Genomic DNA, 20,860 nt, shown 5'->3' with positions numbered 1-20,860 from the left:
GGTACATTCATGTCTGTCAAACTTGTAACCCCTGATGAGGTTCGTTTCTCCTACGCTAACGTGTGGGAACCCCGTTCGATCAACGGCTCCGAGAAGGAAAAGTATTCCTGCTCGATCCTGATCCCGAAGACGGCTACCCGCACCCTCGCCCTGATCGAGCAGAAGATCAAGGAGGCCCTGGAAGAAGGCAAGGCCAAGTTCAACGGAAAGATCCCACCAATAGGCTCGCTGAAGCTCCCCCTGCGGGACGGTGACCTGGAGCGCGAAGACGAAGTCTACGCCGGGCACTACTTCATCAACGCAAACGCTAATGCGGACTATAAGCCACAGATCCTTGGCCCCGACGGTACCCCCATCATTGACCGCAATGAGTTCTACTCCGGCTGCTACGGTCGCGTAAGCCTGCAGTTCTACACATTCAACGTTAACGGCAACCGGGGTGTGGCCGCAGGTCTGGGGAACATCATGAAAACCCGCGACGGTGAGAACCTCGGCGGCGCGGGTGTGCGCGCTGAGGATGAGTTCGCTGAATACATTCAGGCCGCGCCGAGCGTGGTGGCTACGGATGGGTTCGGTAACTCTCTCGGCGGGATGCTCTCCTAAACCGAGTCCCCGTTAACCGCATCAGCCCCAACAGGCCTATCAACTGTTGGGGCTGATGTGTTCGGAAAAAAGGGAAACCACCATGGAACTAGCTATAGACATTGAAACCTTCAGCGGAACCCCAATCACACACGGCGTGTACAAATACGCCGCCGACCCAGACTTTACCCTACTGCTGTTCGCCTACAGCATCGACAACGGCCCCGTCACCCTCATAGACGTGGCATCAGGTGAGAAAATCCCCCAAGACATCCTCGGGGCGTTAACCTCCCCGATGGTGCACAAGTGGGCATTCAACGCCCAATTCGAACGAGTATGCATATCCCGCCACCTACGAGACCACCACGGCCTGAACTTCGACCTCCCACCAAAAGGCTGGCGCTGCTCCGCCGTATGGTCCAGCGCAATGGGGCTACCAGCCAGCCTCAAAGACGTGGCCAAAGCCCTCGACCTGGACGCCCAAAAACTTGACACGGGTAAAAACCTCATCAAGATGTTCTGCGAACCCACCAACAAAAAACAACCATGGGAACAGCAAACCGAGCTCTTTGCCGTAGAAAGCGCGCAACGGCGCAAGCCCACTAACCACCCGCAAGAGTGGGAAGACTTCAAAAAATACAACATCCAAGACGTCGTCGTGGAAAACCAGCTACGGCAACACCTCACCCATCTAGGCGCCCTGCCCGACTGGGTATGGCACCAATACGAGGTAGACCAGCAGATCAACGACCTTGGTGTACGGATCGACACCACCCTAGCCGAGGCCGCTATCCACATCGACCATGTGCATAAAGAAGAATGCCTAGACGAAGCCCGGGAACTAACCGGCCTGGAGAATCCGAACAGCCCCTTGCAGGCCCTCGCCTGGTTCCGGGACAACGGTATGGCGCTCCCAGACCTGACGAAAAACAGCGTCGAACAGGCTTTACAGTACGCCACCGGCACGGTGAAACGCGTCCTGGAGCTACGGCAAGAGCTGTCCCGGTCGAGTGTGAAAAAGTACCAAGCGATGCTCAACGGCGTGTGCCCCGACGAGCGCGCCCACGGGTTGCTGCAGTTCTACGGTGCGGGGCGGACAGGCCGGTGGGCGGGAAGGCAGATCCAGGTGCAGAACCTGCCGCGTAACTATCTGGAAGACCTCGACGATGCTCGGCAAACCGCCCTCATGGGTGATGCGGATCTTATGGGCATGCTGTATGGGAGCATTCCGGATACGTTGTCTCAGTTGATTAGGACGGCGTTCATACCCGCCGATGGGATGCGCTTCATTGTTGCTGACTATTCCGCCATCGAAGCGCGGGTGTTGGCCTGGCTGGCGGGGGAGGAGCATACTTTACAGGCGTTCCAGGACGGCAAAGACTTGTACTGTGTGACCGCGTCCCGCATGTTCGGTGTGCCCGTGGAGAAACACGGGCCCAACGCCGAACTACGGCAAAAAGGAAAAGTTGCAGTTTTGGCCTGTGGCTACCAGGGTGGTGCTGGGGCGCTCGAAGCAATGGGTGCGCTGCGTATGGGGTTGAAACCAGACGAACTGCAGCCCATCGTGGAAGCTTGGCGGTCTGCTAACCCCAACATTGTGAATCTATGGTACCGGGTGGAGGATGCCGCCAAAGCGGCCATAGCTACCCCCGGGTTTCCTGTTCCCCTGCCCGGGCACGGTCTTACGCTCCAGGTTGTGGAAGACCAGCTGCTCATCACACTGCCTAGTGGTAGGAACCTCGTGTACCCACAGCCCCAGATGGGCACCAACCGGTTCGGTAAACCCTCCATCACGTGTATGGGTTTCGACATCAACCGGCGCTATACCCGCATTGAAACATATGGCGGGAAGCTGGTGGAGAACATCACTCAGGCGGTGGCTAGGGATCTACTGGCGCACGCGCTGACAGTTGTAGCCGAGGCGAATCTTCGGACGGTTATGCATGTGCATGACGAAATTGTTGTGGAGGCCCCCACGAGTATTCGAGTTGAGACCGTGTGCCGGTTGATGACATCCAAACCGGAGTGGATTAGCAAGGTACCAAGAAATCTGCCGTTGGATGCTGATGGTTATGAGTGCGATTACTACAAGAAAGACTAGAAAGACTTGCAGGGTCTAGAAAAGGTAGAAAACCATGAACGAAAACAAGCTGAAATCGTTAACCGAGGCACTCACTGAACTGGCCTCGGCCGAACGCTACGAAGCAGAACTTATCCTGAAAGCAGACCCAGACACGGTCATCGCCCAAACCGTCGCAGCAGTGCGCAGGAGCTTCGCACTAGACATAGAAAAGCTACTCACTGAGATGGGCTTTCTTGACCCGACGACGCCGGAAAAGTGTAGACAATCTGCAGAAGCTGGTACATAAAATCAATAGCTTTCTCGGCCGTATCCTTATCGATCGACGCGAGGTCATGCGTGGCCTTATTTCCCCATACCCTAATGGACTCTACCCACTGATTCCTTTGCCGTGCGGTAATAAACCCCTCATCAACGAGATACTGCAAACACTCATCGAAATTAGGTGAGAATCCGTTTTCCTTCTTTTCCGAAAGGCCCATTTCCACGGCCATGTGGAAAAGAAGTTTCCGGCACATCAACGTGCTACTGGTGTAGGCGGAAGCCGCGAAACAATCTAACGCCTCTTCCCAGGCCAATCTAACCTGCGAGCTTAGATGATCTGGAACGTCCTTAGGTCTTGCTTCTGGGACTTTTATCGACAGCGAGCCCCCGTAAATTATCCCCCATACTCCCTGGCCGCAAGACAAGCACAATAACCACACGGAACTGGAATAAATCTCGGGGTGACGCCAAGCCCCTGGCGGGTAGGTTTCTGCCAGCTTCAGCATCCTTTTGGTCCCACAACTGGGGCAATCAGTGCTGACATAACAGTCGCTGTCAGTCTCCGAAAAATCACCCGCACGGCCCCTGACAGACCACAAAGTATCTAGAAATCCCATGTATCAAATTGTGTCGCACTAGTGCGCACGAAACCAACAAACCACCCCCACACAGAAAGAAGACTCAATTGCGCATCATACGAAAAGCCAAAATTTACCAAGGGCGGAGCACTAGAAGCTGGGTAGTGCGGTTCCTCCAGCACTACCCAGAATTACAACAAACCGAAACGGTGGGGATGCTGCAAATGAAATCCCACTCCGAGGCTATACGCTTCGCACACACCTGGGTAAAAGGCGGTAAACAACCATGAGCAACTACACCCTCACAGACACCGAACTGCTCCGACGCCTCTACGAATACTCGCAAAAAGGGACAAGATACGACCCAGACAACGCTGCAAAAGGACACAGGGTTTACCCCGGGTCGGACGAGAGGGACACGTTCCTACAACTCCTCACCAGCCCCGACTACTTCGCTGAATACCTCCACGGCACACCCAATCGCATCGACTCTTATCTTCCCGAAGACCCGGCTCAGCCGAAGATCAACGCAGACGAGAAAATCGTCATCCTCGGAATCGACGACACCCACAGCGAAATATATAACTGCCAATGGGAAACCGACGAATACCCAGAGCCCATATTCGAAAACCTCACCCCGTCGCAGCTGCTGACAATCGGCATCGCCTGCATCAGCGGCGCGATCATCCAACAACACAACCAAGAAAGCCTCGATAATGCTCAACGCCGACATCATCAAGAAAAAGATAGCTGAGAAACAGCAAGAAATAGCCGACCTTAAAGAACAACTCCGAACCGCCGAAACCCCCGGCTTCCATCTAGGCGCAGGCTACAACGGCCTACAGCTACTCAAAGCCCCCGTAGGGACCATCGTACGCGACAGGCTTGGCACCGAATACATTTGCGCCGGACACCCAGTAGACACCAAGCAGACGTCGTGGGTGCGACTCGGGCGCCAACTATCACACGGCGCGACCTACACCATCATCTACCTACCCAAAGAAAAACCATGACCCACCGCGTCACCTTCAAATGGTGCCGAAACCACAAACTGTGGTGGCTCCAATGGGACGAAGGGGATCACACCCACCTGATAAGCATCGGACCAGACTACCCGATGATCTACGGAGACTACCTACGAGTACTAGAAAAAATACGCACCAATGCCACCGCGTTGTCCAAAAACACAAAACCATAAAGGATCCTAACCATGCCTGAAGCCGCCTTCACCTTCCTAGCCTTCTTCTTCAAACACGCACTAGACATGGGCGAGGACTTCAGCACCGAAGAAAACCGAAAACTCGTCAAAGACGTGACAGAAAACTGTAGCGACGAACTCCAAGCCCTCAGCCGCGCCATCAAACGACTACGAGACCGGGAAGGCATGCCCGAAATCAGCACCGTGCTGAAAGCTACCAACATATCCATGGCACTGCTACTACTCCGAGGATAACCAACAACCCCACCATTCGAAGCGCCCCTAGAGCCAGGTGGCTTGGGGCGCTTAACCATTAACCCCAGCAAAAACCAAGAGCAAAAGGAGAAAACCCCGATGACCACCCCGAGCCGAGAAATCAAACTAGCCACAGCCCCCACTCGGCTCGCACGCCGCTGGGAAAACACCCTCACAACCTGGCCACACCTCAAACAACGACTCCAAACCCCCAGCATCAGCCAAACAACCGTCGAAAAATACCACGCCCTCCCCAAAGCCCAACAAGCAGACCTCAAAGACCACGGAGGATTCGTCGGAGGCCACCTCCAACACGGACGCCGCAAAAAAGACGCAGTACTCTCCCGAAGCATCCTATGCCTCGACATCGACGACCCACCCCAAAACCTCCTCACCACACTACCCGACACCCTCACCTGCGAATGGGTAGCATACTCCACCCACTCCCACACACCCACCAACCCACGCCTACGACTCATCCTCCCACTCACCCGCGACGTCACCGCCGACGAATACGAAGCCATCGGACGCCGCATCGCCCAAGACATCGGAATCGATTTTTTCGACGACACCACCTACCAAGCCCACCGGCTCATGTACTGGCCCTCCAAATGCGTCGACGGCGAATACCTCTACCAAGAAAACCACGGCACCTGGCTAGACCCAGACAAAACCCTCAACCGGTTCGACGACTGGCGGGACGTCACCACCTGGCCCGTATCCAGCCGACAAGCAAACATCATCAAACACACCGCCGACCGGCAAGCCGACCCACTCGAAAAACCCGGCATCGTCGGCGCATTCTGCCGAGCCTTCACCATCCACGAAGCCATCACAGAATTCCTAGAAAACACATACGCCACATCCACCATCCCCGACCGATACACCTACACACCAGGCGAATCCGCCAACGGAGTCATCACCTACGACAACAAATTCGCCTACTCCCACCACGGCACCGACCCCGCAGGCGGCCAACTCTGCAACGCCTTCGACCTCGTCCGAATCCACCTATATGGCGGCGAAGACGACGACACCAACCCAAACACCCCACCAGCAGCCAAACCCTCCTACCAATCCATGGTACGGCTAGCCACAAACCACCCCGTAGTGAAACAAGCACTCGCCACCGAACGCATCCAACAAGCACAACAAGAGTTCGACGGCCTAGACGTAGACACACCCACCGAAGCAGGCGAATGGGAATCACTACTAGAACTCAACAAAAACGGAAAGGTCATCGATGTTTTATCCAACTACGTCACAATCCTCACCCACGAGAAAACCCTCCAAGGCATCGCCCTGAACGAACTCACCGGAGGGGTCGACATCCACCCAGGCAAACCAACCCCCTGGGCACAAACAAAACCAGGCTGGTCAGACACCGACAACGCCCACCTACGCGTACTACTACAAAAACGCTGGGGTTTATATCACGTCGGTAAAACCAAAGACGCCCTCGCGGCCGTATCAGCACAGCGCTCCTTCCACCCCGTCCGCGACTACCTCGACCAGCTACCCGCCTGGGACGGGGTTAAGCGTGTAGACCGCCTGTTCGTCGACTACCTCGGCGCAGACGACACCGAATACGTACGGGCCGTCACCAGAAAAACACTCGTCGCAGCAGTAGCTAGGGTACGCACACCCGGGGTGAAATTCGACCAAGTGCTTATCCTCAACGGCCCCCAAGGTGTGGGTAAGTCTACGATCTTCGCACGGCTAGCAGGACAGTGGTTCTCCGACGCCCTCACACTGCTCGACATGAAAGACAAAACCGGAGCCGAAAAACTCCAAGGCTACTGGATCCTCGAACTCGGCGAACTCGCCGGAATGCGAAAAATGGAAGTCGAAACCGTCAAAGGATTCCTCTCCCGCACCGACGACAAATACCGCGCCGCCTACGGCACCGTCGTAGAATCCCACCCCCGCCAATGCATCATCGTAGGCTCCACCAACGCCGAAAACGGATTCCTCCGCGACAACACCGGAAACCGCCGCTTCTGGCCCGTCACAGTCACAGACCACGCCACCAAAAAAGCATGGTCGATGACCGACGCCGAAGTAGACCAAATCTGGGCAGAAGCCCACCACTACTACCAGCAAGGAGAACCCCTCTACCTCACCGGAACACTCGCACACATAGCCACCCGTCAGCAGGAATCAGCCATCGAAACCGATGACCGCGCGGGACTAGTAGAAGCCTGGCTCGACATACCACTAGCCGACAACTGGGAAAACCTCACCCTGACCCAGCGCCGACAGTGGTTCCAAACTATGGACGACTTCGGACACGTCGACGACTACACCGGGGCACTCGTACGCCGCGAAACCGTCACGAACCCGGAGATATGGGCGGAATGCTGGGGCCAAGACCCATCCAGGCTACGACCAGCCGACTCCTACGCGATAGCGGCCATCATGCAAAAAATGCCCGGATGGGAAAAACAAGGAAGCAAGCGAAAAACCAAATTATACGGGCAGCAGCGAGCGTATAAGCGATGCGATGAACCCGAGGATCAACCACCATTCTGAAACGGGGGACAACCTCCGGGGGACAACCTCAAAAAGCTAAAAGTTGTCCCCCAAAACACAGGGGGACAAGAAAAAGTTGTCCCCCAGGTTGTCCCCCACAAAAACGCGAGGTAAAAACACGAAAAACGTGCGTAGGGGGACAAGTTGACAACTAATTCTAATGAGTAAACAAAAACCTGAACGTATCTGCGCGTATACGCAGAACTCCGCGCACGTATAGAAAAACGAAAGAAGTTGTCCCCCCCATGGACGAAAAACATGTAGAACAAGCACTCACGCGAGCCGTCAAAAACCTCGGCGGCCTATGCCTGAAATTCACAAGCCCCGGCCTCGCCGGAGTGCCAGACCGACTCATACTCCTCCCCGGAGGGTGCATCGCATTCGCCGAACTCAAAGCACCAGGCAAAAAACCCAGACCAATCCAACGGGTACGCAAAAATCAAATAGAAAACCTCGGAGTGCCCGTCCACATCATCGACCACCCCAACCACATCCACGAGGTGCTACATGAAATACAAACCACACAACTACCAACAAGAAGCAACAACCTTCATTGAACAAACCCCAGAAGCAGCAATCCTTTTAGGCATGGGATTAGGCAAAACCATCATCACCCTCACCGCCATCAACAACCTCATCTACGACCACTTCGACACACGAAAAGCCCTCATCATAGCCCCCTTGCGAGTAGCTAGAGACACCTGGCCTGCAGAACTCAAAAAATGGGACCACCTAGGGCACCTCCGCATGAGTAGCATCGTGGGAAGCCCCCAAAAACGACTCGAAGCACTCGCCACCGACGCCGACATCTACGTCATCAACCGAGAAAACATCCCATGGCTAGTAGACCACTACCAGCACGAGTGGCCATTCGACATGGTCATCATCGACGAACTCTCCAGCTTCAAAAACCACCAAGCCAGACGGTCCAAAGCACTCCAAAAAATGCGACCCCACATCAAACGCATCATCGGCCTAACCGGAACACCCAGCCCCAACGGACTCATGGACCTATGGGCCCAATTCCGACTACTCGACGGAGGCAAACGACTCGGCAGATACATCACCCACTACCGCAACCAATACTTCAACCCAGACAAACGCAACGGCATGCAAATCTTCTCCTACACACTAAAACCGGGGGCAGAACAACAAATCTACAACCAAATCGCCGACATCACCCTCAGCATGAAAACCACCGACTACCTCCAACTACCACAATGCACGCACACCAACCACGTAGTACACCTCACGCCAACACAAACCAAAACCTACAACAGGTTTAAACGCGACCTCGTCCTAGAACTAGGCGACGAGACCATCGACGCAGCCAACGCCGCAGCACTCTCCGGAAAACTCCAACAACTCGCATCAGGCGCCATCTACACCAAGGACGGCCACACCGAGATACACGACAAAAAACTCGACGCACTAGAAGACATCATCGAAGCCGCCAACGGCCAAACCGTCCTATGCTCCTACTGGTTCAAACACGAAGCAGAACGCATCCTGAAACGCTTCCCCCAAGCAACACACCTCGACACCGCCGAAGACTTCCACAAATGGAACCGCGGAGAAATACCCCTAGCACTCATACACCCAGCATCAGCAGGACACGGACTGAACCTCCAAACCGGCGGCCACATCATGGTCTGGTTCACAACACCCTGGAGCCTAGAGCTCTACGAACAAGCCAACGCCAGACTATTCCGGCAAGGACAAACCGAGCCCGTCAGCATCATCCACATCCAAGCGAAAGGCACAATCGACGAAGACGTACACAAAGCCCTAAGCCAAAAACACGCAACACAAGACGGACTCATCACCGCCGTCGCCGCGCAACTACGAAAGGAAAACCAATGAGCCCAACCAACCCACTCACCGCAACCATCTACAGCGCACCAGGATGCATGAAATGCCGCTACACCAAACGCGGACTAACCCGCCTCGGATTCACCATCATCGAGGAAAACATCCACGAACACCCCAACAAAATACAACTCATGGCTGACATCAAAGCCGCCGAACTCCCCCTCGTCGAGGCCACCATCCATGGCGAACCCCACACATGGACCGGATACAGCGACACACGCATGAGAAACCTAGCCGACACCATTCAGGAAGCCGACCAGTGAGCAACCTCAATAACAACCTCACAAACCTACTCTGGCTCGTCATCGAACTAGAACACATGCTAACCCTCCCACGGGTACCCGGAGGTGGGCGCAACCCAGGGCCCCCAGGGCCTACCGCACCAGTACCCGCCGCCGACATCGACCTCAGGCTAGAACTCGAAGACGAAATCCGAGACGTCGTCACCCAAATCCACAGCGCGAACGAACAAAGCTACGTCCACCTAGTGGGCAAACCCCTATCAGCCTGGGTCCGTTGGCTAGTCGAGCATCAGCACTGGCTATACGCACACCCTGAGCCGCAAGCAGTGGAGGACACCGTTGCGTACTGGACACATCGACTAGCAAACCGCATCGACCCCCGTGACGAACGCGAGCTAGCTAACCAGCCAGAGCCATGGCTCAACAGCCGAACGATACGCATAAAGCTAGAACGCAAAGGTCACCGCGTCAGCGCCGACCGGCTACGCCAATGGGCGCACAGAGGACACATAGCATCCAAGACAATGCAGATAGGCGGAAGCGAAGAAGTCCGCTACAGGCTAAGCGACGTACTGTCCTACCTGCTTAAACCCGACCGCAGCGCCCCCAAAAGTGCAAAAATTTGACAGCGCTGTCACGCCTGTTGATATAATCGACGCGACGACAACGTATATCTACATAACAAACCCCTAACAACCCTGTTAGGGGTTTTCGGCGTTTCAAGGGGGTCATCATATGTGGGACAGAAACAACCCGCGGTGCAGGACACCGGAATGGAAAGCCTTAAAGAGACAAGCCAAACGACAACTCCAAAATGAGTGCGCCGAATGCGGGCATCGCGAGGGGCTGGAGCTAGATCACATAACCCCGCATTTCGAAGGTGGGGCCGACAGCCTGGAAAACCTCCAATGGCTATGCGGACCGTGCCATAAGCGGAAGACCGACGAGGAGTCGATTCGGGCGAGGGCGAGGAAAGCGGCGACGCTTCGGCGGAGGCCTCGGCTGCCGTTCGGATTGGCCTAGAGGGCGGTATCGAAAATGAAGCCCAATATCGAATGTGAAGCACTTCACATCAGCTACCCCCACCTGGGGGAGTATCCCCCTCCCGAGCCACGGCGCCGCCGGAGGGCATAGGGCCTGACAGTCTGTACGGGTTTGGGCTTTCGATGTTGCGGGCACCCTGCGCGGGGCCCAGCGTCGCGCGAGTCGAACCCAACCGCAACCGGCGAGGTTTTTCGATTTCGGGGAAGCCAAACGCCCTCGCAGCGCCAAGTTGCGCCAAGAAAAATAAAAACCGCTGTTCATGGCTTTATTTCGTAACGTTTGGTAAAATTAAGGGCATGAAAAGGGCGTGTCAGCAGTGCAGGAATGAATTCGAAGCGGAAGGCTCACGGGGACGGACCCCGAAATTCTGCTCATCCGCCTGTAAGCAACGCGCCTACAGACACCGGAAAGCAGCAACTCGACGCTTGCCCGAACTTTTAACCCAGCGCGCATCGTGGGCAAGGGCCAAGGGGAAACGCCCCGTGCAGCCAAACGGTATGCCCGCGTCATCTACTGACGCCTCGACGTGGGCGAATTTTCAGGACGTTACCCGCGGTGAAGGCGATGGGTTCGGAGTAATGCTGGGTGGCGGGTTAGGCTGCCTGGACTTGGACAATTGTTTTCAAGGTTCACGGCTCACACGTTGGGCGCGCAAGGCGATAGAGAAGCTTCCTTTTGAAGTGGTGTTCGCCGAACGGTCCATGAGCGGCCGCGGCCTACATGTTTTTGTTAAAGCGCCGGAAATGCCCGGAAGGAAGCGCGGGGGCGTTGAGTTTTACAGTCGCGCACGGTTTATTCGGGTGACGGGCGACGCGTTTTCGATTTAGCTAGCTAGTGAGGGGGTGGTTTCTTTGCCGGGGCCGCCGCCGAAGAAAAACGCCCGCAGGCGTAACGCACGACCAGACTGGGTGACATTGCCTGCGGAAGGGCGCAAAGGCAAGGCGCCGAAGTGGCCCTTGAAGGGGCGCAGCCCAGCGGGGTGGACGGCGCTATGGAGAAAACCGCAAGCCGTAATGTGGGAGCGCAACGGTGACGATCTTCTAGTGGCTAGGTATTTGCAAATTTCTAACCTGGTGCAAGAAAACCTCAGCAGCGGGAAAGTACCTACCAATGCCTTGGCCGAACAGCGGCAGATTGAGGACCGACTCGGGTTGTCCCCAATGGCAATGAAGCGCTTGCAGTGGGAAATTTCGGAGGACGTTTCGGAGGTGAAAAAACCCTCGGACAGCGGTGTTGTGATTGAGGCGGGTGATCGATTTGCAAACCTCATCTGACTTGATGGTCCCGCGTTCGGAGCTGGAGTTACCTCCGGGGTATCGGAGGGGCTCGCTGGGTGAGTGGGTGACGCTTCCGTGGCCGTCGTCGCCGGAGAAGCGGAAGGCTCTTATGCGGAATTCCCTGGGCCCTGGGTTGATTGATTGGGCGGAGTGGCGCACCGACGAGCCGGGTCTTTTAAATGATGAGGGTCAGCCGTGGCGCTACACCGATGGTCAGGCTAAGTTTTTGATCCTTTGGTATGCGTTTAATCCGGAGACGGGTAGGTTTTTGTACCGCCGTGGGGTGCGCCGTGGGGCGAAGGGCACGGGTAAGGATCCTTTTGCCGCTGCGGTGATGAATAGTGAGTTTCTTGGGCCTTGTGAGTTGTATTTTGATGAGGAGTTGGGCCGTTGGGCGGGGCGGCAACGGTACATGCCGCTAGTTCAGGCGGCGTCGAACTCGGAGACACAGTCTAAAGACCTTTTGCGTGTGGCAAATTCTCAGCTCGGTGCGGAGGCGGTGGCGTATTACCGGCTTGATAAGGGCCAGACGGCGACGATGGTGAAGGATTCGCCCGCCCGTATGGAGGTTTTGACGGCTTCGGAGTCGTCGGCTGAGGGTGATCCAGCCACTTTTGCGGTTTTGAATGAAACTCACCATATGACTGATTCGTCAGGCGGAACTCGTGTGGCAGCTGTGGTTCGCCGGAATGTCGGTAAGTCTAAGCGGTCGGTGCAGGCTCGTGTTTTGGAGCTAACGAATGCGCATATGCAGGGATCGGATTCGGTGGGTGAGCGGACTTTTGAGGCGTGGCAGAAGCAAATGTCAGGCAGGTATAAGGGTCTTGCTCGGGATATTCTTTATGATTCGATTGAGGCCGACCCCCGGTTGGATTTTTATGATGCTCAGAATCGGGATTTGGCGCTTCGTCAGGCGTATTCGGATGCATGGTGGGCTGATATTGATCGCCTTAGTAGTGAAATCGTTGATCCGGAGCTGGCCGCAGCAGATGCGATCAGGTTTTATTTGAACGGTGTCGCGGAAGCTGAGGATGTGTATGTGTCGGCGCAGTCTTTTGCTGCGCTTGCGGATCCGAGCAGGACGCTTCAGCCCGGCGACGACATCGCCATGTTCTTGGATTGCTCAAAGTCGGAGGACGCCACAGGGTTTATGGCGTGTCGCATTCAGGATGGGTTTAACCAAGTCCTTGGTGTGTGGTCTCGGCCTCGTGGTGAGCGGGGTAAGGGTTTTTTGGTCGATCGGAATGCGGTCGATGCGGAGGTTCGTGAGGCGTTTTCGCAGTACCGGGTGTGGTGGTTTGGTGTGGATCCGTCACCGGCTAAGGATGATTCGACGGAGGCTGCGTATTGGGCGGACATGATCAGTACGTGGCATCGGGATTTTGGTCGTAGGCTATGGGTGCCTGCCACGCCTGGGCCGCGGGGTAACGCTGTGCTGTGGGATATGCGGTTGTCTGCCCCGGGTGGCGCGGACCGTAACCGGAGATTCAGTCAGGAGGTGGAGGTTATTCGTGCACTGATTGAGGATGAGGGTTTGAATGGGCCGTTTAGGCATGATGGTGACCCAGCTTTGGTGGCGCATGTGAATAATGCGAAGGCTCGGTGGAATAAGTTCGGGCCTACGGTCGGTAAGAAAACTCGTGATTCTTTACGTTCGGTGGACCTATGCGTGGCGATGATCGCAGCTAATGTTGGGCGCCGCATGGTGTTGGAGTCGGGTAAATACCGGAAAAATGGTAATGGTGGTGGGCGTCCGAGTAGGGCGCGGCGAACAGGGAGGGGGCTAGTGGTATGAGTCGGGTAGAAGACATTGAGAATGGACTTCTTGGCCAGTTGCGGTCGCAGCTGCAGCTGCATAGGCCGAAGAATCAGCGGCAGTGGCGGTTTTACGACGGCAAGGAGGCCGTTAAGAATCTTGGTATTGCTATCCCTCATTCGATGGTTGGTGTCGAGGCGGTTATGGGGTGGCCTGAGATCATCGTTGATGCGCTTTCGGAGCGTATTCAATGGGAGGGCTGGACTACCACTAGTGGGGAATCCGAATTTCTTCGGAGCCTGTGGCTGGGCTCGGATCTTGCTGACCAGTTCAACCGGGTGAAGCTGGACGCGCTTTGCACTGGCGTGGGTTTTATGGCGTTCACGAGTGCGGAGGATGCGGCTGAGGAGGCTGTTACGGGTCCAGTAATTGCTACGGCAGTGTCTTCGCAGGATGCCACGTTTATGTGGGATGGGCGCCGTAATCGGGTGCGGGCTGCGTATTCGGAGCAGACTCTGGAGTCCGGCGCGTTGCTTCGTCGGCTGTATTTGCCTTCGGGTACGTGGTTTGTGGAGGAGCTTAATGGTGCTGAGGAGCGCCGGTGGGTGCCACATGATCATGATCGGTGTAATCTCGTTGCTTTCCCTAACCAGCTTCGGGCTGGTGAGTACTTGGGTCGGTCGGAGATCACGTCTACAATTCGGTATTACACGCAGCATGGTATGCGCACCATTTTGGGTATGGAGTATAACCGGGAGATTTATACCACTCCGCAGAAGTACATGATTAATGTTCTTCTTGACCAGGTGGGCATTGACCCTGAGGCTCCTGCGGATGTGCAGCGCCAGCAGGGTATGCGGGCGGCGATGACGAAGGCGTTGGTTATCGAACCTGTGGATCCTGATGAGTGGGGTCCTGGGGGGCCGCCGAAGCCTGAGGTGGGTCAGTTTACGGCTGCGCCGCCTACGCCGTATATCGAGGAGTTACGTATGGTTGCGCAGCTGGTGTCGGCTCAGTCGGGGGTTCCTGCGACGTATTTGGGTTTCACGCATGATAATCCGCCGTCGGCTGATGCTATTCGGGCGTCTGAGGCGCGGTTGGTGAAGAGAGCTGAGGATAGGCAGAAGGCGTTTGGCCGTGTTTTGCAGCGCGATGTGGCGTATTTGTGCCATGCGATAGGTAAGCGGGCGGTTCCGGAGTCGTCGTTTGTTGCGTCGGTGGTTCCGCTGTGGCGTGATCCTTCTACTCCCACTTTGGCGTCCAGTGTGGATGCGGCTGTGAAGTTGGTTCAGGCGGGTATTGCGCCGCCGGGTTCTGAGGTTGTGTGGGACATGATAGGTCTGTCTACGCAGCAGCGGGAGACGCTGAAGCGTGAGTTTGCGGAGCTGCGGGCGGCGCAGCGGGCATCGTCGTTGTTGGAGGCGGTTCGCGCTACGCAGGTTTCGGAGGACGTGACTAGTCTGGCTCGGGCTAACCGTCCGGTGGGTGAGTCTGGTTTGGGCTGAGGCTAGCCCGGAAGGGGGTTAGTTTTGGCTAGGGATCTGGTTGCGGAGCGGGAGTATCAGCGGTCTTTGGATATGCTTCGGATTCTGGCGCAGCGTGACTTTGTTGCGTGGTGGGAGCAGGCGTATCGTTTGGGTGTTTTGGAGCGGCAGAAGCAGGCTGTGGAGCTGTTGCATGCGGTAGCGTCGCAGTATGGTGAGCAGGCGGCGTATGCTGCGGCGGATTATTTGTTTCGGTCGCGGCAGCTGGATGATGTGCTGGCACGTCTTGATTATCCTGAGGTGGCTGATCCAGCTGGTTTGGAGCAGGCGGAGGCGTCGTTTGGGTGGGCGTTGAACACGTCTCGTAAGGAGGGTGTTCTTGATGTGGAGTTGGCGAAGCGTAAGTTGGCTGGGGTTTTGAATCGTCTGGTTTTGCAGCCCGCTCGTGAGACTGTTGCGGAGGCAACAAGGGTGGCGGGCACCAGGTTTGCTAGGGTGCCTCAGCCTGGGGCGTGTAATTTTTGTTTGATGTTGGCATCTCGCGGTGATGTGTATTCGGAGAAGACTGTTTTGCAGCGGTCCCGTGGCGGGTCTTATCACGATAATTGTTCGTGTTTGGCGATCGAGGTGCAGACTCCGGCGGATTTACCGGTGATTAATCAGCAGTTGGAGGAGTTGTGGGCGGAGTCTACGGCGGGGGTTTCTGGGTCGCAGGCTCAGCGGGATGCTTTCGCGGCGGCGGTGCAGGAACGTCGGTCTAGAGTCGACGTTACACAGCAGCGCGCTAGTATAAATGTTCGGAACCAGGCGCGGTTGGCTAGGAAGGTTGAGAACGAGAGGGGTAATGAGGCTCCGGCCTGGGTACCGTCAGATGCTGTTCTGGTTGAGGCAAAGCCTAAATACGCGACTAGGGTTCCTAGTTCTAGGAAAACCGTGAGTGAGCTCTTGGATTTGGGGCTAGTTGACCACCCAAGTGTTCGGCGAAAGGGTGGGCTTTCTAAAAGTGAACGGGAGGCTGAAGAAAAGGAAGTTTCTGCGGTTAAGGTATTAGAAGGTGCTCTAGGCGGTTCGGATGGCGTTTATCGTGTGGCTCGGGCGCAGGAGATAGGTTTGGAGGGTGTGAAGACCCCGGACTTTGTGGTTTTGGGTGAATCAGTCGATATTAAGACGCTCGATTCTATCGGAGGTATTAAGAACCGGCTCCGTGGGGCGTCCCAGCAGGCTGAGTACGCGGTATTCGATGCGAGGGGTTTGGAAGTGACCGCTGAAAAGATAACGGAAAATTTGATAAAGGCTGTGGATAAGCAAGGCCACGTGGTACGTGGTATTTTAGTTATTAGCAACGTCGGTAACTTTTATTGGAAAGGAGAGAAATGATGTCTGTTGAACCAATCGTTATTGTTCATACTGAAGGCTCAGATTCCTTCTCCCGCCACGTTGTTAAGGAGATCGAGCAGAGAGTTCTTGGTGGTTTCCCAAGCGGCGAGAGGCCAATTCTGCGCTTTACTCCGACACAAGACGATTTTGAGGATTGGATTGGGTATTTCTGCACGCTTAAAGACATTTCACCTGCAAGTATCAAGGCTATTGATCGGGTGTACAGGGAGCTAGAAGCGAATACTGATTGGTCTATTGAGTTGGATTGGGCTGGTCTTGAGTATCCAGAGAATTTTGACGCGGTGGATGATTTTGGTAATCATGTGCGCAATCGGGAGAGATTGCGCACATAAGCGTTGATTTGGTGATTTCGCCGGGTTCGATTCCCGGCAACGCACGAGAACCCCACAACTTTTCGGTTGTGGGGTTTTGTTATGCGCCGAGCCGGAACGGCGGCGTTACCGAAAAGGAAAAATTAGGAGGAAAACATGAAGAAAAACGTCCCCTTTTGGGTTCGGAACATTGAGGGCGTAAACGACGGCTCGGGCTCAGCAACCTCAACCAATGACGAGGCTAAAGAGGGTGCTGGTGAAACATCGGAGTCTGGAAAAGGCTCGGGTGGGGCAACCGACGATGCTGATCACTGGAAGGCTCAGGCCCGTAAGTGGGAGAAGCGGGCTAAGGAGAACCAGTCTGCCGCTGAAAAGCTGAAAGAGCGTGAGGATGCGGAAAAATCCGAATTACAAAAGGCCGAAGAGCGACTAGCGGAAGCGGTAAAGGCCAGGACGGATGTGGAGTCGCGTCTTGCGCGATCCGAGATAGCTCTGGAATTCGGGCTGTCTAAGAGTGATGCTGACATGTTCTTGCATGGCTCTGAGGAGGATATGCGGCAGCAGGCTAAGAAGCTTGCGCAGCTAGGTAAATCCACGGGGTCTAAGGGTTCTGCGGCTTCTGATCCGTATCAGGGTCGGGAATCGGGTTCGTCCAGTAGGAAGGACGCGGAGTCGTGGGCGGAGCGTCTTTTAGGTAGCGCTCATTAGTTTTCCTTCTGTGAAAAGCATTTTTGTGATCATTTTTAAGGAGGTGGCTTACTATGCAGCTAGCTGTGAGTAAGCAGGATTTTGGCGGGGATAACCGGTCGTGGTTAGGTTCCGCGCATGGTGTAGAGGGTGCTCGCACCGTAACGCTCGACGGTACAAAGTTCGCGGCGTTTAAGAAAAACGGGACTATTCCCTCGGGTATTCCGTTGAAGGAGGCGGACGGGAAGTTCGAGCCTGTCACCGATAACGGTGACAAGTTGGCGGGCTTTTTGCTGACCGCCCAGGAGTTCAAGGAAAGCGCGGGTGATGTGGTTGCTCCGATGCTGGAGCGCGGTCGTGTTCGTGTAAGCCGGCTGCCGTCTGGCGCGCATGATGTTACTGCGCTGACGACCCCTAATCCGTTGTTTGTTCTTGTTAAGAAAGGAAGTGGTCGTTGATGCGGCTATGGACTGATCTGGTGTCCCCTTATGAGCTGACTATGGTGGCTCGTAAGACGGTGGAGCAGGATACTAAAAACGTTAAGTCGCTGGCGCGGTTTTTCCCAGCGGAGCTTCATGAGGGCATGAAGTACGATCTGAAAAAGTACCGTACGGGCTCCGGCGGCGCGGCGATGTTCCGTGCGTATGATGCGGAGACATCCATCGGCCGGTCGCAGGGTGGTACGCAGACCACCGTCAAGCTTCCGGCGTTGGGGCGTAAGACGCATGTGTCCGAGTATGACGAGCTGGTCGCTAATGCGTACGGTGGTGATAATTCCCGGTTGAAGGACATCATCGGGCGCGAGGCCATGGCTAATGCGCGAGCAGTTGCTGAGCGCATGGAGCTGGCTCGGGGTGAGCTTTTGGCTACCGGTAAGCTGACCATCGACGAGGATGGCTTTAAGGCCGTTGTTGATTTCGGTCGGGATAGCCGCCTGTCGGTGGAGGCCGGCACGAAGTGGGATTCCACCGACAGCGCTAAAGCGTTTACTGACTTGGAGGCGTTGCGTAACGCTTACGAGGATGTGAACGGTTTCCGATGCGGCACTATGTTGGTGTCCCGTAAGGTGATGGGCCTATTGCAGCGGTCGGATGAGATTCGGAGAATGTTCCCGAATACTCAGGGTTTGGTGAGTCGGGCGGATATTCAGGCGTTGTTTGATTCGCATGATTTGCCGCGTATTGAGGTTTTTGATTCTCGGATCGAGGACGAGAACGGCAACTTTGTTCGCGTTATTGACGAGAAGACGGTGGTTTTCTTGCCAGATGCGGATGAGGGTCGTTTGGGTACTCAGGTGGGTCGTACCGTGTGGGGTCGCACTTTGGAGGCGTCGGACACTCGGTATAAGGTTCTGGGTTCTGAGTTGGCTGCTCCGGGTGTGGTTGCTGGTGCGTATAAGAATGAGGATCCACAGTCTACGTGGGTTCGGTCGGCTGCGATTGGTATGCCGATGTTTGATGACGCGAACTGGGCGGCCACATTGAAGGTTTTGGCCTAGAAGGGGTGGTTGTTGTGGCGCGTATTCGTCATGATTTCGTTGGATCGGTTTTGGTTCACGCTTCTTCGGGTTCTTTGTTTTTGGTTGCTGGTGATGAGTTGCCGGACGGGGTGGCGTGTGATGCGTCGCTTTTGGAGGCGGACTCGGATACTAGTGATGAGGTGACTCCTGAGGCCGAGCCTGAGGCCGAACCTGCAGCGGTTGAGCCTGAAGCCGAGCCTGAGGCCGAAGCCGAAGCCGAAGCCGAAGCGGCTGCACCTAAGGTCACACCGAAACGGACTCGCCGTGCTAGCAAGACTTGATGACGTAAAGGACCGGCTTCCCGAGGACACCGTCATCGACGAGAGGGAAGTCCAAGGGCTGCTCCACGAAGCTACCATCCTCGTAGAGGGGCACCTCGGTAAAACCTTCCGCGAGCCCGAAATACCCGAGGCCGTCCGGGTGGTCGTGTCTCGTATGGTGGCCCGAGTCCTGCAGGCACCGAAACAGTCGCAGTTTCAAGAATCTGTACAAGTGGCTGCGGGGCCTTTTTCTCACTCCGGTAAATTCGCTGGTGGCGGATCCGGCGGCGCGCCCTGGCTGTCCGCGTCGGATAAGCAAGCCCTGGCGGCGTTTCGGAAGCGCCGCAGGGGCGGGGTGTACTCCGTAGACCTGGTGTAGAAAGGGGGTGAGTATCGGTGTCTCTATCCCCATTTGTGCAATACCCAGTACAGCGCATTCGGCGGTTCAAGGACGGCACGGATAGTCTCGGCAACGATAGGTTCACGGAAACCACGGAGACGGTGTATGTCGCCGGCTGGGGTGCTCCGCCGGGTGATGAGCCCAAACTGGCGGGGCATGACCGTCGCACGGTCCGCGTTGAAATGTATGCCCCCGTGGGCTCGTTCCAGCACAAGGACGCGGTGGTGCTGCCTGGCTCGGCTGAACGTTTGGAAGTTTTGGGCGAGCCGGGAAACTACGAGCATAACCCGTTCGGGTGGTCCCCTGGTTTGGCAGTCGTGAATCTAGGAGGTATCGAATGACGGATACGGTGACGCGGCTACTGCGGGTTGAGACCCCAGTCGGGGTGGACACGGTGCCATGCGGCGCGACCGCTTTTGACGGCGGCTCGTTGATTCTCTTTCGGGATGCGGCGCAAACCGATGTTGTGGCCGCGTATTCTCCGATTGGCTGGTGTCACGTGAGGTGGGATGATAATGAAAGCTCGGTACGTACCGAATAGCGAGGGCTTGGAGGAGCTCCTGCGCGGTAGGGTCGCACAGGATTTGGTGAAGCGTCATGCTGACCGGATAGCCTCCGAATGCGGGGACGGTTATGAGGCCTCGTATCAGCAGGGTGCGTCCAGGTATCGCGGCATTGTTTTTCCAGACACGTGGTCCGCGAAGGCTAGGGAGCGTCGAGATAACCGTATGGTGAGGGCTCTCGGGTGAAAGCTAGCCAGGTTGTTGCGGTTGAGGTTTTGTCACGGGGGTTAGGTGGTGTGCGGGTTTCGACTCGTAAGCCTGATCCTGCGCCGAATATGTTTGTGGTGGTGTCCCGTATCGGCGGCGGGGAGGCCACTATAGCCACGAGAGACCCGAGGTTTCTGGTGGAGTGCTTCGCGAGATCTGAGGATGATGCTGAGGATTTGGCGGAGCAGGCACGTGCTGTATGGCGATCGTGCCGGAGTCGGGAAATCCATTGGGCGTATGTGGATAATAACCTCACACGGTTTGATGATCCCGACCCTAAGCTATTCAGATTTCAGTTCACCGCTGGCTTGTCACTGATGTAGCCAGCGGTTTTTGTTTTGGAGGGAAGAT

The 20,860-nt window shown here is 55.9% G+C and carries 29 protein-coding genes; 28 read left to right on the top strand and 1 reads right to left on the bottom strand.

What is annotated here, in order from left to right; all coding sequences use genetic code 11:
* Positions 1-9 precede the first annotated feature (9 nt).
* The 3 genes from CMUST_RS15605 to CMUST_RS16685 all read left to right on the top strand — a co-directional run bounded on the left by CMUST_RS15605 (position 10) and on the right by CMUST_RS16685 (position 2,951).
* Positions 10-603, top strand: coding sequence for a DUF2815 family protein (locus tag CMUST_RS15605; RefSeq protein WP_047261472.1), 594 nt, complete (start codon positions 10-12; stop codon positions 601-603).
* Positions 604-685: 82 nt separating this feature from the next.
* The gene (locus tag CMUST_RS15600; RefSeq protein WP_047261473.1) at positions 686-2,683 is read left to right on the top strand and encodes a DNA polymerase; all 1,998 of its coding nucleotides are present in this window, start codon (positions 686-688) and stop codon (positions 2,681-2,683) included.
* A 34-nt stretch (positions 2,684-2,717) separates the two neighbouring features.
* Complete coding sequence (locus CMUST_RS16685; RefSeq protein WP_144414122.1) at positions 2,718-2,951, top strand: hypothetical protein; 234 nt, start codon at positions 2,718-2,720, stop codon at positions 2,949-2,951.
* On the opposite strand, the gene CMUST_RS17265 is transcribed toward CMUST_RS16685, so the two are convergent.
* Complete coding sequence (locus tag CMUST_RS17265) at positions 2,881-3,180, bottom strand: DUF4145 domain-containing protein (RefSeq protein WP_407922016.1); 300 nt, start codon at positions 3,178-3,180, stop codon at positions 2,881-2,883. The two genes, CMUST_RS16685 and CMUST_RS17265, sit on opposite strands and share 71 nt — an antisense overlap.
* A 610-nt stretch (positions 3,181-3,790) precedes the next feature.
* On the opposite strand from CMUST_RS17265, the gene CMUST_RS15585 reads away from it, so the two are divergent.
* The 25 genes from CMUST_RS15585 (at position 3,791) to CMUST_RS15465 (ending at position 20,832) form a co-directional block, all read left to right on the top strand.
* A complete protein-coding gene (locus CMUST_RS15585; RefSeq protein WP_047261476.1) occupies positions 3,791-4,258 on the top strand; it encodes a hypothetical protein in 468 nt (155 codons plus the stop codon).
* The gene (locus CMUST_RS15580) at positions 4,221-4,517 is read left to right on the top strand and encodes a hypothetical protein (protein WP_047261477.1); all 297 of its coding nucleotides are present in this window, start codon (positions 4,221-4,223) and stop codon (positions 4,515-4,517) included. The genes CMUST_RS15585 and CMUST_RS15580 overlap by 38 nt, the downstream gene beginning before the upstream one ends.
* Entirely contained in the window at positions 4,514-4,702 is a 189-nt protein-coding gene (locus CMUST_RS15575) for a hypothetical protein (RefSeq protein ID WP_047261478.1), read from the top strand. The genes CMUST_RS15580 and CMUST_RS15575 overlap by 4 nt, the downstream gene beginning before the upstream one ends.
* 12 nt (positions 4,703-4,714) lie before the next feature.
* Positions 4,715-4,957 carry a hypothetical protein gene (locus CMUST_RS15570; RefSeq protein WP_047261479.1) on the top strand — a complete coding sequence of 81 codons (243 nt, stop codon included), beginning with the start codon at positions 4,715-4,717 and terminating at the stop codon, positions 4,955-4,957.
* A gap of 99 nt (positions 4,958-5,056) precedes the next feature.
* On the top strand, positions 5,057-7,489 hold the full coding sequence (locus CMUST_RS15565; RefSeq protein ID WP_201779221.1) for a virulence-associated E family protein: 2,433 nt from the start codon (positions 5,057-5,059) through the stop codon (positions 7,487-7,489).
* A gap of 245 nt (positions 7,490-7,734) precedes the next feature.
* A complete protein-coding gene (locus CMUST_RS16485; protein ID WP_047261480.1) occupies positions 7,735-8,046 on the top strand; it encodes a VRR-NUC domain-containing protein in 312 nt (103 codons plus the stop codon).
* The gene (locus CMUST_RS15555) at positions 7,997-9,352 is read left to right on the top strand and encodes a DEAD/DEAH box helicase (protein WP_047261481.1); all 1,356 of its coding nucleotides are present in this window, start codon (positions 7,997-7,999) and stop codon (positions 9,350-9,352) included. Before CMUST_RS16485 ends, CMUST_RS15555 begins: the two co-directional genes overlap by 50 nt.
* A complete protein-coding gene (locus tag CMUST_RS15550; protein WP_047261482.1) occupies positions 9,349-9,624 on the top strand; it encodes a thioredoxin domain-containing protein in 276 nt (91 codons plus the stop codon). The genes CMUST_RS15555 and CMUST_RS15550 overlap by 4 nt, the downstream gene beginning before the upstream one ends.
* The gene (locus tag CMUST_RS15545) at positions 9,621-10,229 is read left to right on the top strand and encodes a hypothetical protein (RefSeq protein ID WP_047261483.1); all 609 of its coding nucleotides are present in this window, start codon (positions 9,621-9,623) and stop codon (positions 10,227-10,229) included. The genes CMUST_RS15550 and CMUST_RS15545 overlap by 4 nt, the downstream gene beginning before the upstream one ends.
* 109 nt (positions 10,230-10,338) lie before the next feature.
* A complete protein-coding gene (locus CMUST_RS15540; RefSeq protein ID WP_047261484.1) occupies positions 10,339-10,626 on the top strand; it encodes an HNH endonuclease in 288 nt (95 codons plus the stop codon).
* A 143-nt stretch (positions 10,627-10,769) separates the two neighbouring features.
* Complete coding sequence (locus CMUST_RS17260) at positions 10,770-11,474, top strand: bifunctional DNA primase/polymerase (RefSeq protein ID WP_407922015.1); 705 nt, start codon at positions 10,770-10,772, stop codon at positions 11,472-11,474.
* A gap of 15 nt (positions 11,475-11,489) precedes the next feature.
* Positions 11,490-11,921, top strand: coding sequence for a phage terminase small subunit (locus tag CMUST_RS16680; RefSeq protein ID WP_144414123.1), 432 nt, complete (start codon positions 11,490-11,492; stop codon positions 11,919-11,921).
* A gap of 4 nt (positions 11,922-11,925) precedes the next feature.
* Positions 11,926-13,719, top strand: a complete 1,794-nt coding sequence (locus tag CMUST_RS15525) for a terminase (protein WP_236690218.1) — start codon at positions 11,926-11,928, stop codon at positions 13,717-13,719.
* Complete coding sequence (locus tag CMUST_RS15520) at positions 13,716-15,185, top strand: phage portal protein (RefSeq protein WP_047261487.1); 1,470 nt, start codon at positions 13,716-13,718, stop codon at positions 15,183-15,185. The genes CMUST_RS15525 and CMUST_RS15520 overlap by 4 nt, the downstream gene beginning before the upstream one ends.
* Positions 15,186-15,209: 24 nt before the next feature.
* Positions 15,210-16,541, top strand: a complete 1,332-nt coding sequence (locus CMUST_RS16240) for a VG15 protein (RefSeq protein ID WP_052844522.1) — start codon at positions 15,210-15,212, stop codon at positions 16,539-16,541.
* A complete protein-coding gene (locus CMUST_RS15510; RefSeq protein WP_144414124.1) occupies positions 16,538-16,894 on the top strand; it encodes a hypothetical protein in 357 nt (118 codons plus the stop codon). The genes CMUST_RS16240 and CMUST_RS15510 overlap by 4 nt, the downstream gene beginning before the upstream one ends.
* 135 nt (positions 16,895-17,029) lie before the next feature.
* Entirely contained in the window at positions 17,030-17,581 is a 552-nt protein-coding gene (locus tag CMUST_RS16235) for a hypothetical protein (protein WP_052844523.1), read from the top strand.
* Positions 17,582-17,634: 53 nt separating this feature from the next.
* Complete coding sequence (locus CMUST_RS15500) at positions 17,635-18,018, top strand: hypothetical protein (RefSeq protein ID WP_047261489.1); 384 nt, start codon at positions 17,635-17,637, stop codon at positions 18,016-18,018.
* The gene (locus tag CMUST_RS15495; RefSeq protein ID WP_047261490.1) at positions 18,018-19,058 is read left to right on the top strand and encodes a major capsid protein; all 1,041 of its coding nucleotides are present in this window, start codon (positions 18,018-18,020) and stop codon (positions 19,056-19,058) included. Before CMUST_RS15500 ends, CMUST_RS15495 begins: the two co-directional genes overlap by 1 nt.
* 14 nt (positions 19,059-19,072) lie before the next feature.
* Entirely contained in the window at positions 19,073-19,360 is a 288-nt protein-coding gene (locus CMUST_RS15490; RefSeq protein ID WP_047261491.1) for a hypothetical protein, read from the top strand.
* A complete protein-coding gene (locus CMUST_RS15485) occupies positions 19,344-19,718 on the top strand; it encodes a hypothetical protein (RefSeq protein ID WP_047263768.1) in 375 nt (124 codons plus the stop codon). Before CMUST_RS15490 ends, CMUST_RS15485 begins: the two co-directional genes overlap by 17 nt.
* A gap of 17 nt (positions 19,719-19,735) precedes the next feature.
* On the top strand, positions 19,736-20,080 hold the full coding sequence (locus CMUST_RS15480) for a hypothetical protein (RefSeq protein ID WP_236690156.1): 345 nt from the start codon (positions 19,736-19,738) through the stop codon (positions 20,078-20,080).
* The gene (locus tag CMUST_RS15475) at positions 20,077-20,280 is read left to right on the top strand and encodes a hypothetical protein (RefSeq protein ID WP_047261492.1); all 204 of its coding nucleotides are present in this window, start codon (positions 20,077-20,079) and stop codon (positions 20,278-20,280) included. Before CMUST_RS15480 ends, CMUST_RS15475 begins: the two co-directional genes overlap by 4 nt.
* The gene (locus CMUST_RS15470; RefSeq protein ID WP_047261493.1) at positions 20,255-20,488 is read left to right on the top strand and encodes a hypothetical protein; all 234 of its coding nucleotides are present in this window, start codon (positions 20,255-20,257) and stop codon (positions 20,486-20,488) included. The genes CMUST_RS15475 and CMUST_RS15470 overlap by 26 nt, the downstream gene beginning before the upstream one ends.
* The gene (locus CMUST_RS15465; RefSeq protein WP_047261494.1) at positions 20,485-20,832 is read left to right on the top strand and encodes a hypothetical protein; all 348 of its coding nucleotides are present in this window, start codon (positions 20,485-20,487) and stop codon (positions 20,830-20,832) included. Before CMUST_RS15470 ends, CMUST_RS15465 begins: the two co-directional genes overlap by 4 nt.
* Positions 20,833-20,860: the final 28 nt, after the last annotated feature.

It is taken from the genome of Corynebacterium mustelae, from assembly GCF_001020985.1.
Lineage (GTDB): Bacteria > Actinomycetota > Actinomycetes > Mycobacteriales > Mycobacteriaceae > Corynebacterium > Corynebacterium mustelae.
Note: the sequence above shows the minus strand (reverse complement) of the source record. Positions and strands in the feature narration are given on the sequence as shown.